Origin of the sequence: Ruminococcus sp. MCC718 (genome assembly GCF_018783905.1) — a bacterium.
GTDB lineage: Bacteria > Bacillota > Clostridia > Lachnospirales > Lachnospiraceae > Hominisplanchenecus > Hominisplanchenecus faecis.
Map to the genome: position 1 here is coordinate 79,939 of NZ_WQNP01000180.1, position 19,024 is coordinate 98,962.

At 45.5% G+C, this 19,024-nt stretch carries 18 protein-coding genes; all 18 read right to left on the minus strand.

Features of this window, described 5'->3' with window-relative positions; translation table 11 throughout:
* Position 1: 1 nt before the first annotated feature.
* Positions 2-787, minus strand: coding sequence for a carbon monoxide dehydrogenase/acetyl-CoA synthase methytransferase subunit (gene acsE / locus GPK60_RS15090; RefSeq protein WP_022119429.1), 786 nt, complete (start codon positions 785-787; stop codon positions 2-4).
* Between the two features lie 32 nt (positions 788-819).
* On the minus strand, positions 820-2,163 hold the full coding sequence (gene acsC, locus GPK60_RS15095; protein WP_215660983.1) for an acetyl-CoA decarbonylase/synthase complex subunit gamma: 1,344 nt from the start codon (positions 2,161-2,163) through the stop codon (positions 820-822).
* 27 nt (positions 2,164-2,190) lie between these two features.
* Positions 2,191-3,132: an acetyl-CoA decarbonylase/synthase complex subunit delta gene (acsD, locus tag GPK60_RS15100; RefSeq protein ID WP_173865774.1), complete on the minus strand. Its 942-nt coding sequence runs from the start codon at positions 3,130-3,132 to the stop codon at positions 2,191-2,193.
* 346 nt (positions 3,133-3,478) lie between these two features.
* A complete protein-coding gene (gene acsB / locus GPK60_RS15105) occupies positions 3,479-5,602 on the minus strand; it encodes an acetyl-CoA decarbonylase/synthase complex subunit alpha/beta (RefSeq protein ID WP_215660986.1) in 2,124 nt (707 codons plus the stop codon).
* Between the two features lies 1 nt (position 5,603).
* A complete protein-coding gene (locus GPK60_RS15110) occupies positions 5,604-6,386 on the minus strand; it encodes a carbon monoxide dehydrogenase accessory protein CooC (RefSeq protein ID WP_173865772.1) in 783 nt (260 codons plus the stop codon).
* A gap of 68 nt (positions 6,387-6,454) precedes the next feature.
* Positions 6,455-8,347, minus strand: coding sequence for an anaerobic carbon-monoxide dehydrogenase catalytic subunit (cooS, locus tag GPK60_RS15115; RefSeq protein WP_215660989.1), 1,893 nt, complete (start codon positions 8,345-8,347; stop codon positions 6,455-6,457).
* A gap of 118 nt (positions 8,348-8,465) precedes the next feature.
* A complete protein-coding gene (locus GPK60_RS15120; protein WP_147631694.1) occupies positions 8,466-9,236 on the minus strand; it encodes an AAA family ATPase in 771 nt (256 codons plus the stop codon).
* Between the two features lie 27 nt (positions 9,237-9,263).
* Positions 9,264-10,196 (minus strand): methylenetetrahydrofolate reductase, encoded by a 933-nt coding sequence (locus GPK60_RS15125; protein ID WP_147631693.1) that lies wholly within the window; start codon positions 10,194-10,196, stop codon positions 9,264-9,266.
* 41 nt (positions 10,197-10,237) lie between these two features.
* A complete protein-coding gene (locus GPK60_RS15130) occupies positions 10,238-10,429 on the minus strand; it encodes a CooT family nickel-binding protein (RefSeq protein WP_022119438.1) in 192 nt (63 codons plus the stop codon).
* Between the two features lie 14 nt (positions 10,430-10,443).
* Positions 10,444-10,761 carry a cobalt transporter gene (locus tag GPK60_RS15135; RefSeq protein ID WP_173896500.1) on the minus strand — a complete coding sequence of 106 codons (318 nt, stop codon included), beginning with the start codon at positions 10,759-10,761 and terminating at the stop codon, positions 10,444-10,446.
* Positions 10,762-10,913: 152 nt separating this feature from the next.
* A complete protein-coding gene (locus tag GPK60_RS15140; protein WP_215660992.1) occupies positions 10,914-11,303 on the minus strand; it encodes a hypothetical protein in 390 nt (129 codons plus the stop codon).
* Positions 11,304-11,398: 95 nt separating this feature from the next.
* Entirely contained in the window at positions 11,399-12,193 is a 795-nt protein-coding gene (locus tag GPK60_RS15145; RefSeq protein ID WP_022119441.1) for an ABC transporter ATP-binding protein, read from the minus strand.
* A complete protein-coding gene (locus tag GPK60_RS15150; protein ID WP_215660995.1) occupies positions 12,186-13,109 on the minus strand; it encodes an ABC transporter permease in 924 nt (307 codons plus the stop codon). Before GPK60_RS15150 ends, GPK60_RS15145 begins: the two co-directional genes overlap by 8 nt.
* 185 nt (positions 13,110-13,294) lie before the next feature.
* Positions 13,295-14,356 (minus strand): ABC transporter substrate-binding protein, encoded by a 1,062-nt coding sequence (locus GPK60_RS15155; RefSeq protein ID WP_022119443.1) that lies wholly within the window; start codon positions 14,354-14,356, stop codon positions 13,295-13,297.
* Between the two features lie 140 nt (positions 14,357-14,496).
* A complete protein-coding gene (locus GPK60_RS15160) occupies positions 14,497-15,507 on the minus strand; it encodes an NAD(P)H-dependent glycerol-3-phosphate dehydrogenase (RefSeq protein ID WP_215661000.1) in 1,011 nt (336 codons plus the stop codon).
* 36 nt (positions 15,508-15,543) lie between these two features.
* On the minus strand, positions 15,544-16,194 hold the full coding sequence (plsY, locus tag GPK60_RS15165; RefSeq protein ID WP_173865766.1) for a glycerol-3-phosphate 1-O-acyltransferase PlsY: 651 nt from the start codon (positions 16,192-16,194) through the stop codon (positions 15,544-15,546).
* Between the two features lie 3 nt (positions 16,195-16,197).
* On the minus strand, positions 16,198-17,526 hold the full coding sequence (der, locus tag GPK60_RS15170) for a ribosome biogenesis GTPase Der (protein ID WP_147631688.1): 1,329 nt from the start codon (positions 17,524-17,526) through the stop codon (positions 16,198-16,200).
* Positions 17,519-18,883 carry a DUF512 domain-containing protein gene (locus GPK60_RS15175; protein WP_173896502.1) on the minus strand — a complete coding sequence of 455 codons (1,365 nt, stop codon included), beginning with the start codon at positions 18,881-18,883 and terminating at the stop codon, positions 17,519-17,521. Before GPK60_RS15175 ends, der begins: the two co-directional genes overlap by 8 nt.
* Positions 18,884-19,024 lie beyond the last annotated feature (141 nt).

Here is a 19,024-nt window from a genome sequence, read left to right on the forward strand (position 1 = left end):
ATTAGATCTCCAGATAGGAGTCAGCATACAGAGTATTGCCTTTGAATACATCACAGGATTTGATGGTTTCCATCAGACGCAGGTCGTTCGGGTTAACGATTGCAGAAGTCAGACCCTGCATCATAGCCATTGCAACCAGGGCGGAATCCATGATCGGACGGATTGCTTTTGGCATACCGTTGGAGTTATTGGACAGACCACCTGTAGAATTCAGTCCCATATCAGAGAACATTTTGATACATTCCAGAACCTGCATCTGTTTGTCCTGCATACCTTTTACTACCAGGAAGAGCGGATCGAACCACAGATCTTCTGCTTCCATACCATGTTCCAGACCTCTTTCCAGAAGCATCTGGCAGTAACCCATACGCTCATCGTTGTCTTTTGCAATACCTTCGCCGTTACACAGTGCAATAACGATCGCATCGTTTGCAGCTGCAAGGTCGATGTTTTCGATTCTTCCTGCAGCATCTGCAGAGTTTACGATCGGTTTTCCTTTAGAACGGTTGTATACAGCGATACCGGCTTCGATGGCTGCTTTATTGGATGTATCCAGTGCCAGAGGTACGTTGTCAAATTCACCCTGCAGCAATTCAACTGCCCATTTCATCAGATCCGGGCCATATCCTTCTGCCGGTCCGATGTTTACATCCAGATATGTAGCTCCTGCATCCAGCTGCTGTTTTGCTCTTTTTAAGATCGGTTCCGGATCTCTTTCCAGAAACGCTTTATTTACTGCTGGAGCTGTTGTTGAAAGTCTTTCTCCGATTGTAACGAATTTTCCCATTATTTTGTTCTCCTTTTGCTTGTATATTTAGTTTATGCAAAGTCTTTCATGAACTTAACAAGCTGAACTGCTTCGTTTGGAGCAATGATGATCTCCCAGCCCGGCATTTTTGCTTCCAGCTCGCCCTTCAGGACAGCTACTTTACCAGGGATGATCAGTTTTCTGCTCTTAATCTTTCCTTCGATATCCTGTTCCTGGAAGAACTTGGCGATAGAAGAAGAAGAGAATTTACCAGCAGCCCATGATGTCAGTACGGAAAGACCGCCAGCATCATTGATAATCAGGTTTACCGGTACACCGGAACGTTCCAGCTCTCCGGAAACCAGGAAGTAAGTCAGTGCGAAGTCTACGGTTGTCAGGCATACAGAGTTTTCATCTGCTCCGTTCAGAGGATAGACGCCCGGTTCCACTTTCATTGGCTTCTGAGGATCGGTGAACAGGTTCTGACGCAGACCATACAGAGGCAGAGCTTCTGCATAACCGATATGTTCTGCAACGATTACGGAACCATATTTCATTGTGAACAGGGACAGCAGTGCTGCCTGTTTGTGAAGATCACCTGCTGCAATTTTGTGCAGATTTACAATAGAAGGATATCCGAATGTTCTGTCACCGTCTTTGATTGCTGCCTTACGGATCTGAACTGCATTTTTGAATGTCTCTTTTACCTCTGCTCCGGTTACATCGATCACCAGATTCTTGTTTCCAAGACCTTCCAGCTTTTCTACTGTATCGTGGATTTCAGACAGATCTGCTCCGCTTACGCCAAGTACAACACCTGCTGCTGTGGCAACAGCGTTCATTGCTTCGTAGTTGGAAGCATCTGCACCATTCAGGATCGGTTTTCCATCTTTGCATACTTCCAGTGCTGCTTTTGCAATTTCTGCATCCTTACAGTCAAGGATCAGGATACGTCCTGTCTCTGCTGCTTTTTTCACCAGCTCAACATAATCCTGTTTGCCATCTGCACTGTAATTTACATATACCATCTCAACGAACATACGCTCGCCGATACGTTCATAATCAACTTTTTTAATGTCCTCAAGTTTCTGTGCAACTGTCTCATCATCCATGCATGTGCAAAGAGACATTGCATATCTTGTTCTGCTTACGAATGTTTTTTCATGACGGAACAGAACGGTTTCGCCGCCCAAAGACAGCTCTGCATCGCCTGCACCAACTTTGATCGTTTTCATTGGCGGCTCGGTAGCTGCTGAAAGTTTAGCCAGTGCTTCCGGTGCGAAATACGGACAAGCAGCGATATCAACTGCACCCTGTGCAACCTTCATAGAGAATGCCATACATGTCGGGCATCCACATTCTTTACAGTTTTTCTTTGGTGATAATTTAAAAATATCAAGACCTTTAAGTGCCATAATTACATCTCCTCCTTAACGCAACTCTTAGACTAATTCTTTCATCAGACCAGAAATGATCTTGATGGATTCCGGATGTTTCAGGATTACCGCATTGGAACCGGCAGCGATAACTGCCATTGCAGTTTCTACTTCCATATCGATTCCACGTTCTTCCTGTGAGCCCCATTCAGGAGCATCTGTTTCAGAAGCCATAGCTTCTTTTACACCCCAAGCCTCAGATGCTACCGGAGTAATGATCGGCATCTGCAGATTTGCATCGCCCTGCTGCAGAGCTGCCGCTTTTACACGATCCATAGTAGAGATAACATACTCAAAACCGTATCCAACTGCTGCACTACCTACGTTCATAACGACACTCTTGCTGTCAACACCAAGCTGAGAGATCAGTACGTTAAGCTGTTTAGCCAGGTTGATATCAACAGCTGATTCAGCACCTACTATCTGTTTGTAAGCCAGGCCTGCTGCTGCACCTACTGTCTTGTAATTTTCTTCTTTTGCTGAGAGGATGACTGCATTTTTACCGTTCAGGGCTTCTGCCGCTTTTGAGAACAGTTCTGCATCTTTCTCAACATTTTTACATCCGCATACTACAAGTGGAAGATCAACTGCATCTGCGATTTCTTTCAGTTCACCGATCAGTTCTTCTGTAGATTTGTTTGCTCCGTTTGGATCTCCGCCTTCCATACGGAAACTTAAAAAGTCTACACCTTCCATAGAAGCTGCTTTTCTGGCCATATCTGCCAGAGTAGCACAACCTTCATAATATTTTTTGATGCACTCCGGCTCATGTTCCATACCGAAATCTGTGATCTCGATACCTACCTTCGGTGCATTTTCGATTGCAGCATCAAAAGAATACAGCGGGAATACATTCTCGCCTCCGATTTTCACTGCTTTATCGCCAGTACCAAACTCAACAGTGTTGATGCTGGCATTGAATTTTCCTGATTTTGCTGTAAATGGCATTTCTAAAAATCCTCCTTCATGCTTTTTAGACTGTTATAAAAACATTACTTCTATTTTACAACAGCAGCCTGTAAAAATCAATTATTTAACAATAAATTATAAAATTCGGCTTTCCGGACGATCCGCATAAAGCCAGAAAGCCGATATTTGTTACTTTTTTAAGATGATTCTGTCGTTAATCGCCGTTTCAAGCATGATGCTCCAGATTGCTTTGCATTTCATGCTCTCACAATCTGAAAATATTCGAAATCCGCCCTGTCGGGCTACTTTCTCATATTTTTGCGGGATCCAAACTCATGGATTTCCATGCAAGCATGAAATCCATGATCTTTTCTCCCTTGCATCATTACATCATCGGTTCCATGGTCAGAGCCGGATGTCCTTTTTCTTCGAGGTAGGCCAGCAGTGTTTCCGGATCTTCTGCGATAGTCTCATCTGCAATCATATCACAGAAGTTATCGATGCCGTACAGCTCTTTTGCTGTTGCGTTCAGTCTTTCTGCTACCTGTTCTTTCAGTTCTTTTGGCATCCATACGATACGTGCTACTCCGCCTTCTGCTTTCATGAATTTTTTGGAAGCAATGAAATGTTTTCCATGTCCCATAAATCCAGGAGTCTGTACACCACCACCTGTCATGGAAGCCAGTTCTGAGAATGTCATACCGATCGGAGTCATGCCTGCATATTCACGGTTTGCGATGCAGACACCGTTTGACAGCGGCTCGATACCACAGATACACTCGAAGCATCCACAGGATGTCATCGGTTTTTCAATGATAGAGTACAGGGATACGTCTTCCAGCGCACCCTGGGATAATTTCTGAACTGCTTCGTTTACGTCTTCGTATTCACCGATACGTTCATCGATCGGTCTTTCTTTTGTGATAACCTGACATGGTCCCTGAGGATCCAGCTCGTTGGTTGCTTTTGCATCCAGCCATGAAACAGCTCCGCAAAGTCCCAGTCTTTCCGGTGTAACCACGCATACGTGGGATGGGGAAAATGCCTGGCACATGATACAGCTGTAATATACATCAACGCCTTCGTCTGTCAGTGTGTTCAGACGCTCATCACGTTTGTCAAACAGCGACATAGCTACTTCATGACGGACTCTGGTACATTCTGCAGGGTCTGTGTAGATTGTTACCTGACATTTATCTACAACGGCTGCGAATTCGCTCTTTACTTTTGCATACAGAACTTCACCGATATGTTTTGCACGGAAGCCTGCTTCAAATGTCTCTTTGCTTACACGGATACGGATCATATCACGCTGACCGGTATGCATCATACCTTCTACACAGTTCAGGTATGAGTGGAATTTACGCTCGAATACCGGCTCAAAGTCGGACTGCATACTCTTTCCTGCTACTTCTACTACATAACAGATGCTCTGTTTGCTTCCTACCGGCATTTCGTCGATGTCCGGTCCTATCAGTGTGATCTTGTGATCTTCGATCTCAGATGCATCCTTTGTCATAACCAGCTCACAGCAGTCTACACGGGAGCCATCGAACTCAACCTGCATATCGCCGCGGCGGATGATCTCACCTTCAAATGCAGATGCGAATGCAACCGGAATGTCAATGTTTGTGATCTTGATCTTGATATCTCTTGCTTCCAGAGAAGTTGCGTTGAATTTGGAAACGTCCGGCTGAACGATCAGGCTCTTTGGAACTTTGAAAGTATCTTCGTTTGTGATTACTGGGAAACCAAGTGCGATCGCACCTGCTCCACATGCAACGATAACCGGATCAAGCGGTGCAAATGCATTTACAAATGCCGGTACACGTTCCATGGTGTATTTCATCAGGCCTGCTGCATCACCCGGCTGAATGTTACCGAAGATCAGAGCTGCTCTTACTGCAACGGATACAACATGTATTACACTTGTAACATCTTTGCCCAGAGGGATCACACGTACGTTTGCACCTGTTTTGTAGCCAAGTTCTTCACACTGATCAATGATACCGCCAACCAGTGTAACCAGGATACCCTGTGACTGATAGCTCTTTACCAGGTCAACGCCTTCCTGTGCAGTCGGTGCAGCACCAAGGATAACTGCAACACCCGGGATATCACCTGTTACCAGCGGTACACCAAGTTCACGGATCACTGCATCTGCCAGATGTCCGTAGCACGGAGCTTCGTATGGTGCAGCTCCGTCAATATATTTCAGTACCTCGATAAATTCTGCACACAGAGCGGTTGCAATACCGGACATAAATGCATCATTTAATTTCTGCTCTCTTGTCATCAGGGTTTTTACAACGCCCAGAGCTTCTTTTAACTGTCCCAGTGTAGCAACCTTTGTACCGGTTACTGCATAATAACATGGCAGGCTGTAAGCCGTATCCGGGAAAGCAATCGCTTTATCTGCACCATGTTTTTCGATCGCAGCATCGATTGCACCCTCTGTCAGGCCATATACGGTATCATTTCCACTGAATACAACATCAAATAATGTCACTTTATTTACCTCCTTTGGACAGATCTGCGTCTATCCTGCTTTTTATTATTGAAATCTCTGCTTTTGCGTTCGGGCTTACATCAAACGGTGATCTTCCCTGACGGTCTGCATCGATTATTTCTGAATTGTAATGAATAAATCCAAGCAAATCTTCCTGTGGTATTTTGGAACGGATAAATGCTTCATCATCCTCGTTCCTTACTTTGTTGGCAACCACGCGTACCTGGCGAACTCCAAGTTCCGCTGCAAGTCTCTTTACATTTTTATAAGTCTGGATACTTCTTGCCCCTGGTTCGATCACAACAATGAACTGGTCCATGCCTTCTGTCGTTCCACGGCCAAGATGCTCAAGCCCAGCCTCCATATCAAGAATTACAACATCGTTGCTCCTTAACACCAGATGATTGATGATGCGCTTCAACATCACATGCTCCGGACACACACAGCCACTTCCTGCTGTTTCAACGGTACCAAGAACCAGAAGTTTTACGCCATTACAGGTTTTTGAATAAGCATCTGGTATATCATCCACTTTCGGATTCAGCTTGTAAAACTGATTCTGATCATTCGCACCTGTACGTTCCTGAATCAGCTTTCGCATCCTGGTGATCGGCACGATTGAATCCAGATCTTCTTCTGAAAATCCAAGTGCCAGTCCAAGATTTGCATCCGGATCTACGTCTGCAGCAAGAACATGCTTGCCTTCCTGTGCATACAATCTGGCAAGTGTGGCTGCAAATGTTGTTTTTCCGACACCGCCTTTTCCGGTAACTGCAATTTTCATATCACTATCCGCCTTCTATTTTTCTTTGCAGGGCGGATAAAACCGCCCTGCGTTTGTTTTCATAAAGATTAGATTCCCAGTGCAGTTCTCTTCTCTTCGATTCTTGCGATCATAGCATCGCCCAGTTTGTCGATATCTTTCTCTACGGTGTATGCGGCTTCTACCCAGTCACGTACGCCTTCTGTCAGCAGCTGTGCGATCTGGTCAGAACCGGATACATACGGATCAACGCCCAGGAACGTATCGATACCGGTAGCTACTACATAGTTACCGATGGATACTGCTTTTTCGGACATCCATTCCGGTGCACATCCGACAACCGGAAGCTGAGAAATGTTCAGTCCGGAATCTTTTGCCAGCTCTGCTGCCAGGATCATCATACGGGAAATATCTACACAGGATCCCATATGCAGTACCGGTGGGATATCCGCCAGTTCACATACTCTCTTCAGACCTGCTCCGCAGAGTTCTTTTGCTTCTTTGTCCATCAGACCTGCTTTTGCAGCAGCCTGTGCAGAACATCCGGAAGCAATGATAATGATATCGTTTGCGATCATTTTCTTCATCAGCTCGATATGGGCTGTATCCGGTCTTACTTTCGGGTTGTTACATCCAACCATGGCAACTGCACCGCGGATAACACCGGATGTGATACACTCCAGAAGCGGTTTTGTTGTTCCCATCTCATCAACCTGAGAGTTTGCAACGCCATCCAGAGTTTTTACGATTGCTTCTACAGAATATCCAACGGTTGCTTTCTGTTTCATATCCGGAATATGTACCAGTTCCGGTTTTCTGTTCTTGAAGTTTTCGATCGCCATCTTAACGATCGCTTTTGCATTTTCTCCTGCTGTCTCTGCATTGAAACGAATGTACTCAGCATCCGGCATCTGTGCGATCGGAGAAGTGGTCACAAACTTAGTATGGAAACATTTACTCAGAGGGCCAAGTGCCGGGAAGATACACTGAACGTCTACAACGATTGCTTCACATGCACCGGTCAATACTACGTTTTCCTGCTGCAGGAAGTTACCTGCCATCGGAATACCACGACGCATTGCAACTTCGTTTGAAGTACAGCACACACCGGATACGGTGATCCCCTTTGCTCCCATTTCTTTTGCGTAAGCGATCATTTCCGGATCATCTGCATATTCACAGATCATCTCAGACAGTGAAGGATCATGTCCATGAACAACAATATTTACGTTTTCAGCAACCATAACACCAAGGTTTGCTTCGGTTTCGATCGGTTTCGGTGTTCCGAACAGAACGTCTGAGAACTCCGTACCTGCCATGGAACCTCCCCAGCCATCAGACAGACCGGCTCTTAAGGACTGACGGATCAGTGCCTCAGGAAGGGAAGAACATCCCATGTGGCTCATATGTAAAGAACATGATACTTCGCGGTCGATTGCTCTTGGTGCGATTTCTTCTCTCTCCCAGATCTCCTGTGTATGCTGAGGAGCTCTCTTTAAGAAGTTCTGTGTGCCGAATACTTTGCCGTATTCGCTCAATCCAAGATATGCCATTTCATGTGCCAGATCGTAAATATCTTTTCCTTCTGTCTCAACACCCCATTCTTTTGCGATACGGAGCAGCTTCTCAGGATCTTTTACCTTGTAAGGTCCTTCTGGTTTTGCACAGTACAGTGTGTGGCAGATCTCACGGCCGTGATCAGAATGCGTTGCCGCTCCGCCTGCTGTAAATTTCAGGTAGTTACGTCCTACGATACCGTGTACGTCGCATCCGCAGATACCTCTTGGTGCCTTCGGTGTGATACGGCAAGGTCCCATTGCACAGATACGGCAGCAGACACCCTGCTCACCAAATTTACAGTGTGGGGTCTGTTTTGCTGCACGGTACTGCCATGCATCTGCTCCTACTTTTTTTCCTGTTTCCAGAAGTTTCTCTGTAGCCGCTTCGAATTCTTCAACGGTTGTCAATTTAAAGTTTCCCATCATCTACCTCCTTGTTTATGGGTTCCTATCCCACAGGTTTTCTCATATCCTATCCGCCCCCATGGGATATGGGGTTTTGAAATAAATCCCCTCACGGCTTCCCGCAAGGGGCTGTGTTTTATAAGCTGATAGAGTCCAGTATTTTATACAGTGCAGTTTTTACCGCTGCGTTTTTCGGAAGCTCTGTCATTGGCTTTCCGTCACAGTCATACTCATAGACTTCCTGATCCTGCGGAACGACACCAAAAAGTGTAAGACCCTGTTTCTCAATCTCTTCTTTTGTTCCGTCGTTCAGTTTGCCTTCCGGTGCACGGTTTACGATCAGTCCGATCTGTTTTGGATTAAGTCCGCACTCTTTCACCAGTCCGGCAATACGTCCAACTGCCTGAACACCTCGTCTGGAGCAGTCGCTCACAAGAATGATCGTATCAACTTTTGGCAAAATGCCACGGCTGATATGCTCCATTCCTGCTTCATTGTCTACGACCATGTATTTGTAGTTCGGTGTCAGTTTCTGTACCTGTGCCTGAAGCAGACCATTTACAAAACAGTAGCATCCCTTGCCCTGTGTCCTGCCCATGACGAGCATATCATAGTCATCTTCTTCGACCAGGCAGCGATTCATCATGATCTCTGCATAGTCTGCTTTTGACATACTTGGCGGGATCGGACTTTTTGCACTGTTCGCTGCATTTTCAATCTGCTCACGAACTTCACCGAGTGTCATCTCCACTTCAACGCCAAGTACTTCGTTTAAGTTGGAATTGGCATCTGCATCTACTGCAAGAACCGGTGTTTTCCCCTTCTCACAAAGATACTGTATCAAAAGCCCGCACAGCGTTGTCTTTCCCACGCCGCCTTTTCCTGCAACGGCTATTACCTGTGCCATAAATATTTCCTCCTGTTGCCTGTCTCTTTATACCAGTGTACGCAGACCGGAACGATTGATGATTTCAGAAACATCTTTCCATTTGTTCAAAGCATACAGATGGATGCCCTCAACGCCCAGTGCACGGTATGTATCGATCTGTCTGATCGTGTATTCGATACCTTCTTCTTTGAATTCTGCGATTTTCTTATCATAGAATAAATCAAAAGGTTTGCCCTCTGCATCTTTTGCTGCAAATGGATTTGGGAACAGCCAGTGTCTGGAGATCAGTCTGGAAAGTTCACGATCCATTACACAGCCGTTACGTGACAGTGCCATATTGATCGTAGCTGCCTGATCCAGAATTGGCATAACTCCTACGTCTACCGGCATGGTAACACCTGCTTTTCGGATTGCATCCAGCCAGTATTTGAACTGTTCCATATCCCAGCAGAGCTGTGTCATGATGTAGTCTGCACCATTGTCCTGTTTCTGTTTCAGAACAGCGATATCTGCTTCCAGGCTTCTGCAGGAAATGTGGCCTTCCGGTGAACCTGCTACTGCGATTTCGAATTTATCGCCGTACTGGTCACGGACAAATTTCACCAGGTCGGTAGCGTAATCGAAATCTCCCATGGTGCTTGTCTCACCCATCGGGAAGTCGCCGCGCAGTGCCAGCATATGGTCAACCCCTTCTTCCAGGTACTGATCCAGCTGTTCTCTGATACCTTCTTTTGTATTTTTGATTACGGTGAAATGTGTTACAGGGATGGAACCTGCTTTCTTGATCATCTGACATACTTCACGGTTTGCTCCAACGTTTCCGCCGCCAGCTCCGTAAGTACAGGAAATGTATTCCGGTTTGAACTCCATCAGATGTTCGATCGTTCCTGGCAGATTTGCCATACCTTTCTCTGTTTTTGGTGGGAATAATTCAAAAGAGAGAAGCTGTTTCTCTTTCATCTTTTCCGATAATTTCATAGTAACATACCTCCATTTTATTTTAATTTATTTGATAACTGCTAAGATTCCGTGCAGTTGATCTTCACAATGCTGTTTGCAAGGTCTACCATTACGATAGTACCTTCCAGAACTTTCTGCTCGCCCATTACATCCGTAAGGGTGATTGTCTCTCCGTCAACATCGATCCTGCTTACAAATTCAAACAGTTTTGTCTCCGGATCCTGAGCTTTGTATACTGCTGCAAGACACATAATTCCGCCTCCTGTTAATTTTCTTTTACAGTGGCAAGTGCTACACTCAGATACAGGTTGCCTTTCTGGAATTCATCAACCGCTTTCCGTATCTGTTCCGCCGCTGTATCCATTCCGGCTTTCCGCAATTTGTCTGCCATCTGATCCAGTTCTGCTGCATGATGTTCATTGTGCTGCAGCATATATGTTAAAAGTGCAATGTTTTCTTTTTTCGGATCATGTGACTCACAGCCGCTGCAGCCTTCCTGGCATACACCGTCGTGTGTATGTGCATGTCCGTGCTCATGACCATGAGGGCAAACATTGCCATTCTCATCTTTTATGATATGCACTGATATCTACTCCTTTCTGTACCTGCAAAATTACGCAAATACCCTTATATTGACAACATTATAACACAGCGTTTATGAATTCTCAACAAGAGATGATGTATTTTTTTTAATAATATCAGGGATATCGACGAAAGTATATCCTCTTCTAAAATTTACATCATATTCTCAAAAATTTGAAATAATATAGCTATAATCGCCACGATCAGGCAAACAATGATACGCACCCTGCTGTTTGCAGCATCTTTTTTTGTTTCCATATTTTTCTTTGATTTTATTTCCAGATAATCTGAAAAGTGTCCGGCATTATTTTTTGCCGTTTTTTTCTTTTTATGCGGCTTTTTATCACTGTCGTATTTTTTATGCAGTTCCATGTGGATTCCTTCCATCTGCGGAAGCACATAGTTTTCCGTCTGAAACCGTTTATCATCTTCAAAAAGATCTACTTCTTCCATTCCGGGCGGTCTGTTGAAATAAGCACACTGCGGACAGATCCCATCGTATTTATCATATTTGAAAAAAGTTTTACAACGTTTGCACTGCATCTGCATCCCTCCATTTCCACTCAGGCAAAAAGAAAAAGCCTGTTGATTCCATGATAAGACATTATCGTGAAATCAGCAAGCTTTTTGCGTTTTTCTTACGCAAGCATCATTCTGTCATTTGCAAATTCTCCGCCGCTTGCCTGTTCAAACTTGGCAAGCAGATCGCTGACCTGAAGGTTTTTCTTTTCTTCTCCGGCCACATCATAAATAATCCGGCCTTCATGCATCATGATCAGACGGTTTCCAAGACGGATCGCATCTTTCATGTTATGTGTTACCATCATGGCTGTCAGATGATGCTCCGCAATGATCTTTTCGGTAAGTGCCAGTACTTTTGCAGCCGTTTTCGGATCCAGTGCTGCGGTATGCTCATCCAGCAGAAGCAGCTGCGGTTTCTGAAGAGAAGCCATCAGAAGTGTCAGTGCCTGACGCTGACCGCCAGAAAGCAGACCGACTTTGCTTGTCATACGGTCTTCCAGCCCAAGATCCAGGGCTTTTAACTGTTCTTTATAAAATACCTGCTCATCTTTTCCGATTGCCCATTTCAATCCACGCTTTTTACCGCGGCGGTATGCAAGTGCCAGATTTTCCTGGATCTCCATGCCGGCTGCAGTACCTTTCATCGGGTCCTGAAATACTCTTCCCAGATATTTTGCCCTGGCATATTCCGGTTTTCTTGAAATATCGGTTCCATCCAGAATGATCTTTCCTTCATCGATCGGATAAACGCCTGCGATCATATTCAGCATCGTTGATTTTCCGGCACCGTTTCCGCCGATGATCGTCACAAAATCTTCGGACTGAAGTGTCAGCTCCAGCCCCTGCAGGGCTTTTTTCTCGTTGATCGTTCCTTTATTAAAGGTCTTTTTTACGTTATGAAGTTCAAGCATTGTCACTTCCTCCTTCCTTATAGGCACTTCTGATCTTCCATTTGTTGATGGCAACCGGAACGCAAAGTGCAAGTGCAACGATCACGGCAGAAAGGAGTTTCATATCGTTTGCATCCATACCAAGCTGGAGTACGATCGCACGGATCAGGAAATATACCACAGATCCGACAACTGCGGATATCAGACGGCTTCCGAAAGAACGCAGTCTTCCAAGAAGTACTTCACCGATCACGATGGAAGCCAGACCGATTACGATGGCACCGGTTCCCATATTGATGTCACCGAACTTCTGACTCTGACATACCAGTGCCCCAGATACGGCCACCAGACCGTTACTGAGCATCAGTGCGATCATTTTTGTTTTTCTGGCATCAACACCGAGAGCACGGATCATTGCTTCATTGTTGCCGGTCGCACGCAGTGCCGCACCGATCTCCGTTCCGAACAGCCAGTAGAGGAAAACGATCATCAGTGCCGCTATGATCAGTCCGACGATCAGAGAAACCTGAGACTGTGTCAGTCCGGTAGCTTTTACAACTTCTGAAAAAATAGTCTGTGCTTTCAGAAGCGGAACATTGGATTTTCCGCCCATAATACGCAGGTTGATCGACCACAGTGCAATCTGTGTCAAGATACCGGAAAGGATGGCCGGTATATCAAATACGGTATGTAAAAATCCAGTCACTGCACCGGCTGCAAGTCCTGCAAGCAGTGCGATAAGAATTGCCAGAATCGGATTCATGCCTTTGTTTGCGATCATCGCCGCACAGACACATCCGCCAAGTGCAAAACTGCCGTCCACGGTCAGATCGGCAATATCCAATATTTTATAAGTTATATAAACGCCAAGAACCATCAGGCCCCAGAGCACACCCTGAGACACTGCTCCAAGCATTGCAAGTGCTACACCACTCATACTGTCCTCCATATTCACCAAGATAAGGGAAGCCTTTGCCTCCCTTGTCTTTTTTATTGTTATTTATTTGTCTGAATCTGAGATGCTTTTGTAAGAATCCTATCTTATGATGTTGGGATCAAAAGTCCCCAACTATGATGCCTGCGGATTATTCCGTGCGTCGCACTCCCACAATCCTCACCATCTTATTCTGCAGTATAAAGTGAATCTGCATCATAAGAAGAGACATCAATGCCAAGTGTATCCGCAGTCTCTTTGTTGATCAGCAGGGAACATTCTTCTGTGGAAAGATATTCAATCGGCATAGAAGCCGGATCAGCACCTTCTGTCAGGATTTTTGCGGCCATCTCACCTGTTTTATAACCAAGCTCATAGTAATTAATTCCATAAGTTGCCAGTCCACCCTCTTTTACCATGCCTTCTTCGCCGCAGATAATCGGGATTTTATTTTCGTTTGCGATCATTGCCACGGTTGCCATACCCGCTGCAATCATGTTATCAGTCGGTGCATAAATAACATCTACTTTTCCGATCATAGATTCTACAACCGTCTGGATTTCATTTGAGCTTGAGACGGTATAATCTGCTGCTTCCAGTCCTGCCGCCTTGCATGCTTCTTTTGCCATATCTGCCTGCAGTACAGAATTCGATTCTGCCGAACAATACAGGACTCCGACTGTCTTTGCATCCGGGATCAGTTTTTTCAGAAGATCGATCTGCTCCTTTACCGGAGTCATATCAGAAGTACCAGTTACATTTCCGCCCGGTGCATCGTTTGACTCTACCAGACCGGATTCTGCCGGATCTGTTACGGCTGTCAGCAGGATCGGAATATCTGAGGTAGCACCTGCTACGGACTGTGCTGCCGGTGTTGCGATTGTAAAGATCAGATCATCTCCGTCATTTACAAGAGTCTCAGAAATTGTCTGACAGGAAGAAGCCTCACCTGCAGCATTCTGCTGATCGGCGTCATATTTTATCCCCAGGTCATCCAGTGCTGCGAAAAATCCTTCGTTGGAAGCATCCAGTGCATCGTGCTGCACATACTGAAGAACGCCGATCTTATATGTTTTGTCGGATGTCGTAGTTGCTGCTGCGTCATCGTCTGCTGTACTCTTTTCTGTACCGGCAGCAGATTCTGTCTGTGCATCGGTTGCCGCAGTTGTCTCGTTTGTCTTGCTTCCGCATCCTGCGAGCATGGAGACAGTCAATCCCAGTGATAATAAAAATGCCAGTGTTTTTTTCATATTTTTCCTCTCCTGTTTCTGTTCATTTTTTAACATTTTACCGGTTTAACGCTTTTATGCTTTCACGCTTTCACCTGATAAAGTGTTTGCTTATGAATAATACTCTACACCCAGGAGAGCTCTTCGTCAATGTTTTTCTTTTACTTCCAGGCTCCGGCATCCGATTCTGTCTTCGGGTCACGCAGCATCAGATCATTTAAGGCATCAGCCGCCTTTTTGTCCTCAAACAGGATCTTGTTTACCTGCTCGATGATTGGAAGTTCTACCTGATATTTCTGTGCAAGGCGGATCGCTGCTTTTGCAGAATAAACCCCTTCTACGATCATGCCGACTTCATCCATTGCTTCCTGCATGCTTTTGCCCTGTCCGATCAGATATCCGGCTTTGCGGTTGCGGCTGTGGACGCTTGCACAGGTCACGATCAGGTCACCGATACCGGTCAGTCCGTAAAAGGTTTCCGGTATACCGCCCATCTTGATCCCCAGGCGTGCGATCTCAGCAATTCCTCTGGTAATCAGTGCCGCTTTCGTGTTGTCACCGTATCCCAGTCCGTCTGCCATACCGGCAGCCAGTGCGATCACATTTTTCAATGCACCGCCCAGTTCCATACCAAGCATATCCGGTGTTGTGTATACACGGAAGACCTTGCTCATGAAAATATTCTGCAGATATTCTGCCGTTTCTCTGCTGTGAGCCCCCACAACGCAGGTTGTCGGAATACATTTTCCGACTTCTTCTGCATGGCTCGGGCCGGAAAGCACTGCCACGTCTGCCTGCGGAATCTCTTCTTCAATGATCTGAGACAATGTCATCAATGTCTTTTCTTCGACCCCTTTTGCCACATCCACGATCTTCTGTCCTTCTTTGCAGAAAGCACGCATACTGTGCGCCGTGCTTCTTGTGAATGGGGAAGGAACCGCCAAGACCAGAATATCTTTGTCTGTCATGGCACCTTCAAGATCACCGGTGACATCAATATTCGGTGCCAAAATAACACCCGGCAGTTTTTTCTCATGCTGTCTTTTTGCGCGGAGCATTTCTACTTCTTCCGGGATAATAGACCAGATCGTCACTTCATGACCATTGTTGTTCAGCAGCACTGCAAGTGCTGTCCCCCATGTTCCGGCTCCGATAATACCAATTTTTGCCATAAGAAAACCCCCTCTGTTTTTATTTTGCTTTTCTTTTTATTTCTTTTTATTTTTTGATGAAAGATATGTTTTACGCTCTGTTCCGGATAACAGTCTCTTGATATTTTCACGATGTTTCCAGAATGCCAGCACAGCAAGAAAAATAGCAACTGCATACAGTTCATACAGGTGCGGCTGTGTCATATGGAAAAAGCCGTTCTGTCCAAGTACGATCACTTCGATCACAATTCCGACGTAGACAAGGAGTGAGCCAAGAGAAACATAGTGTGTCACAAAAAAAGTAGTAAAAAAAGTGATGATGCCGCAGATCGCCATGATCCAGTTCACTGACAGGACAAGACCGGCTGTGGCTGCAATCCCTTTGCCGCCACGAAATCCAAGATAAAACGGATAATTATGTCCCAGGATCGTCCCTGCCGCCGCATAAAACTCAAGCAATGGCAGAATATCCGCATGTGTTTTTCCAAATACGACTCTCACCAGCACCACGGCCAGAATACACTTGCCACAATCCCCGGCAAAAGTCAGAAGACCTGCTTTGAGTCCCATGGTACGCAGCATATTGGTCGTACCGGCATTGTGGCTTCCGTATTCCCGGATATCGATCCCATGTACTCTTCCTAAAATATAGCTTGTCTGGAACAATCCGAACAGATATCCGATTGCAAGGCATAACAGACGTATCATATTTTATTTCTCCTTTTCTCCACGTTCTCTGATAATAAATTTCAGCGGAGTTCCGCGGAACCCGAATGCTTCCCTGATCTTGTTTTCCAGATATCTTGTATAAGAAAAATGCATCAGTTCTTTGTCATTGACAAAAATCACGAATGTAGGTGGTTTTACCGCTACCTGTGTAATGTAATACAGACGCAGACGTTTGCCTTTATCTGAAGGCGGCTGCTGCATGGCCACTGCCTCTGTCATGATCTCGTTGAGCACACCGGTCTGTACACGCATGGTCTGATTTTCAATGATCGTATCGACCATGTCAAACAGTTTTACCAGTCTCTGTCCGGTCAGTGCGGAGACAAACATAATTTCCGCATATGGCATATAAGAAAGTGTATTTCTTACTTCGTTCGTATATTTATAAATTGTTTTATCATTTTTCTCGATTGCATCCCATTTATTGACTACGATCACAATGCCCTTGCCTCTGTCATGGGCAATACCTGCAATCTTGGCATCCTGTTCTGTAATCCCCTCTACGGCATCGATCACCATAACAACAACATCGGCACGTTCCACAGCTGTGACCGTGCGGATGATGCTGTAGCGTTCCAGTTCTTCTTTGATCTTGCTTTTCCTTCGCAGTCCTGCAGTGTCGATAAAGACATATTCTTTGCCGTTCCAGGTAACAGCCGTATCGATCGCATCACGTGTCGTTCCGGCAATATCGGATACGATACAGCGATTCTCCCCCAGCAGTCTGTTTATGATTGAAGACTTGCCGACATTTGGCTTGCCGACAACGGCGATACGCGGTCTGTCATCTTCTTCCTCCTCGGTATCATGTTCCGGGAAATGGCGGATCACTTCATCAAGCATATCGCCGATCCCCAGTTTGGAAGATGCCGAGATCGGGATCGGATCGCCGATACCGAGATTGTAAAACTCATAAGTATCTGCCATAAATTTCTGGAAACTGTCAACTTTGTTCACGACGAGGATCACCGGCTTTTTCGCACGGCGGAGCATATCTGCGACACGTGCATCTGCATCTACGAGTCCCTGCCTTACATCCGTCATAAAAATGATCACATCTGCGGTATCGATCGCGATCTGTGCCTGTTCACGCATCTGTGACAGAATGATATCGCTGCTGTCCGGCTCGATACCGCCGGTATCGATCATGGTAAAATTTTTGCCAAGCCACTCTACGTCCGCATAAATACGGTCACGTGTCACGCCCGGTGTATCCTTGACGATAGAAATATTTTCTCCGGCAAGAATATTAAAGAGTGTGGATTTTCCTACGTTTGGCCGCCCCACAATAGCTACGATTGGTTTACTCATATTTATTCACCTCATCTGTATAGGAATGTTCGATTGTCTCTGTTTCCAATAAAAGGGCCTCGATCAGTGCCCGACCGCTTGATTTTACAATATTAATGTTCACTTGTAAAGATTTTTCCAGTTCCCCCACCGTCACATCATCCAGAAAAACATCGTATCCGGTACGGAGAATATTGCACGGAAGCAGCAGCTGCTTTCCAAGTTCTTTGCCGGTAAGCTGTTTTTTCAGATCCTGTCCAGTCAGAAGTCCGGAGACCGTGATCTTTTCACCGAAAAATTCGTTGACGATCGGATAGATGTGGATGGTCACGTTCGGATATTTTTCGCAGAGCTGGTCTGCGATCTGCTGTATGACAGGTGCCGCCAGCAGTCCGGTTGCAAGGGAAACGGTATGTTTCCGGTCATCGCCTGTCCGGTTTTCCATCTCTTCTTTTACTTCATCAAGGAGCAGCCGCATCATTCCGACGCCATTCTCCAGCTGAAGATAGCCATCATACTGTTCGGCCGGTGGAAACGGCTGTTCGGCCAAAATATACCATTCATCCGATGCATGGATAAAATGGATGCCGTATTCCTGACAGACCTTTTCCTGCCATCCATGGATCAGATCCAGCACTTTCTTTGCATCTTCTTTATCAAAAGGTTCCAGCGGAAAAAGCCCGTCCCGATACTTTGACAGCCCAACCGGAACGACAGAAACACTTTGCAGGTACGGAAGGTATTTTGTCAGCTCACGTATGCTGAAATCCAGCTCTGCTCCATCATTGACGCCTTTGCACAGAACGATCTGGCCGTTCATATGAATCCCTGCCTCATAGAAACGGTCCACTTTTTTCAGAGCCTCCCCGGCAAATCGATTGTGCAGCATTTTGCATCGAAGATCCGGGTTCATCGTCTGAAACGAAATATTCATTGGTTCCATATGATAATATACAATGCGATCAATGTCATGATCCGACATGTTTGTCAGTGTGACATAATTTCCCTGCAAAAAAGAAAGCCTGGAATCATCATCTTTAAAATAAAGTGTATCACGCATACCTTTTGGCATCTGATCAATAAAGCAGAAAATACATTTGTTATGGCAAGAACGATAGTTATCCATCAGACCATTTTCAAACTCAATCCCGATATCATCTTCATATTCTTTTTCTATCTCAAGCTCCCATTCTTCCCCGTTCGATTTGCGTATCAGAAGCTCTACATATTCATCATTCATCAGATAATGATAATCCAGAATATCTTCGATCTCTTTCCCGCTTACAGAAACCAGTTCGTCTCCCGGTTCAATTTCCAGTTCTTCTGCAATGCTTCCCGGCAGTACTTTTGATACGATATGTTTGCCTTTTTTTCTCATACTTTTTTCCTTTTCTCTCTCTGTCAGAAATATCTTTTCTGCACTTTGTGAACTACTCGGCAACTGAGTTACCAGAGCATCTGAAATCTGGCGGGATACCGTCTTTTTTCAGGGTGCGTCCATGACACCAATACTGCTTGC

Coding starts and splice junctions, on each gene's coding strand:
- GPK60_RS15110 (WP_173865772.1), bottom strand. CDS start 6,386: ATGAAAATTGCAGTTACCGGAAAAGGCGGTGTCGGAAAAACAACATTT.
- GPK60_RS15175 (WP_173896502.1), bottom strand. CDS start 18,883: ATGAGAAAAAAAGGCAAACATATCGTATCAAAAGTACTGCCGGGAAGC.
- plsY (WP_173865766.1), bottom strand. CDS start 16,194: ATGATACGTCTGTTATGCCTTGCAATCGGATATCTGTTCGGATTGTTC.
- acsC (WP_215660983.1), bottom strand. CDS start 2,163: ATGGCACTTAAAGGTCTTGATATTTTTAAATTATCACCAAAGAAAAAC.
- GPK60_RS15140 (WP_215660992.1), bottom strand. CDS start 11,303: ATGCAGTGCAAACGTTGTAAAACTTTTTTCAAATATGATAAATACGAT.
- GPK60_RS15130 (WP_022119438.1), bottom strand. CDS start 10,429: ATGTGTCTTGCAGCAGTATACAAAGCTCAGGATCCGGAGACAAAACTG.
- GPK60_RS15125 (WP_147631693.1), bottom strand. CDS start 10,196: ATGAAATTATCGGAAAAGATGAAAGAGAAACAGCTTCTCTCTTTTGAA.
- GPK60_RS15145 (WP_022119441.1), bottom strand. CDS start 12,193: ATGCTTGAACTTCATAACGTAAAAAAGACCTTTAATAAAGGAACGATC.
- acsE (WP_022119429.1), bottom strand. CDS start 787: ATGGGAAAATTCGTTACAATCGGAGAAAGACTTTCAACAACAGCTCCA.
- cooS (WP_215660989.1), bottom strand. CDS start 8,347: ATGGGAAACTTTAAATTGACAACCGTTGAAGAATTCGAAGCGGCTACA.
- der (WP_147631688.1), bottom strand. CDS start 17,526: ATGAGTAAACCAATCGTAGCTATTGTGGGGCGGCCAAACGTAGGAAAA.
- GPK60_RS15155 (WP_022119443.1), bottom strand. CDS start 14,356: ATGAAAAAAACACTGGCATTTTTATTATCACTGGGATTGACTGTCTCC.
- acsD (WP_173865774.1), bottom strand. CDS start 3,132: ATGCCATTTACAGCAAAATCAGGAAAATTCAATGCCAGCATCAACACT.
- GPK60_RS15150 (WP_215660995.1), bottom strand. CDS start 13,109: ATGAGTGGTGTAGCACTTGCAATGCTTGGAGCAGTGTCTCAGGGTGTG.
- GPK60_RS15120 (WP_147631694.1), bottom strand. CDS start 9,236: ATGGCACAGGTAATAGCCGTTGCAGGAAAAGGCGGCGTGGGAAAGACA.
- GPK60_RS15160 (WP_215661000.1), bottom strand. CDS start 15,507: ATGGCAAAAATTGGTATTATCGGAGCCGGAACATGGGGGACAGCACTT.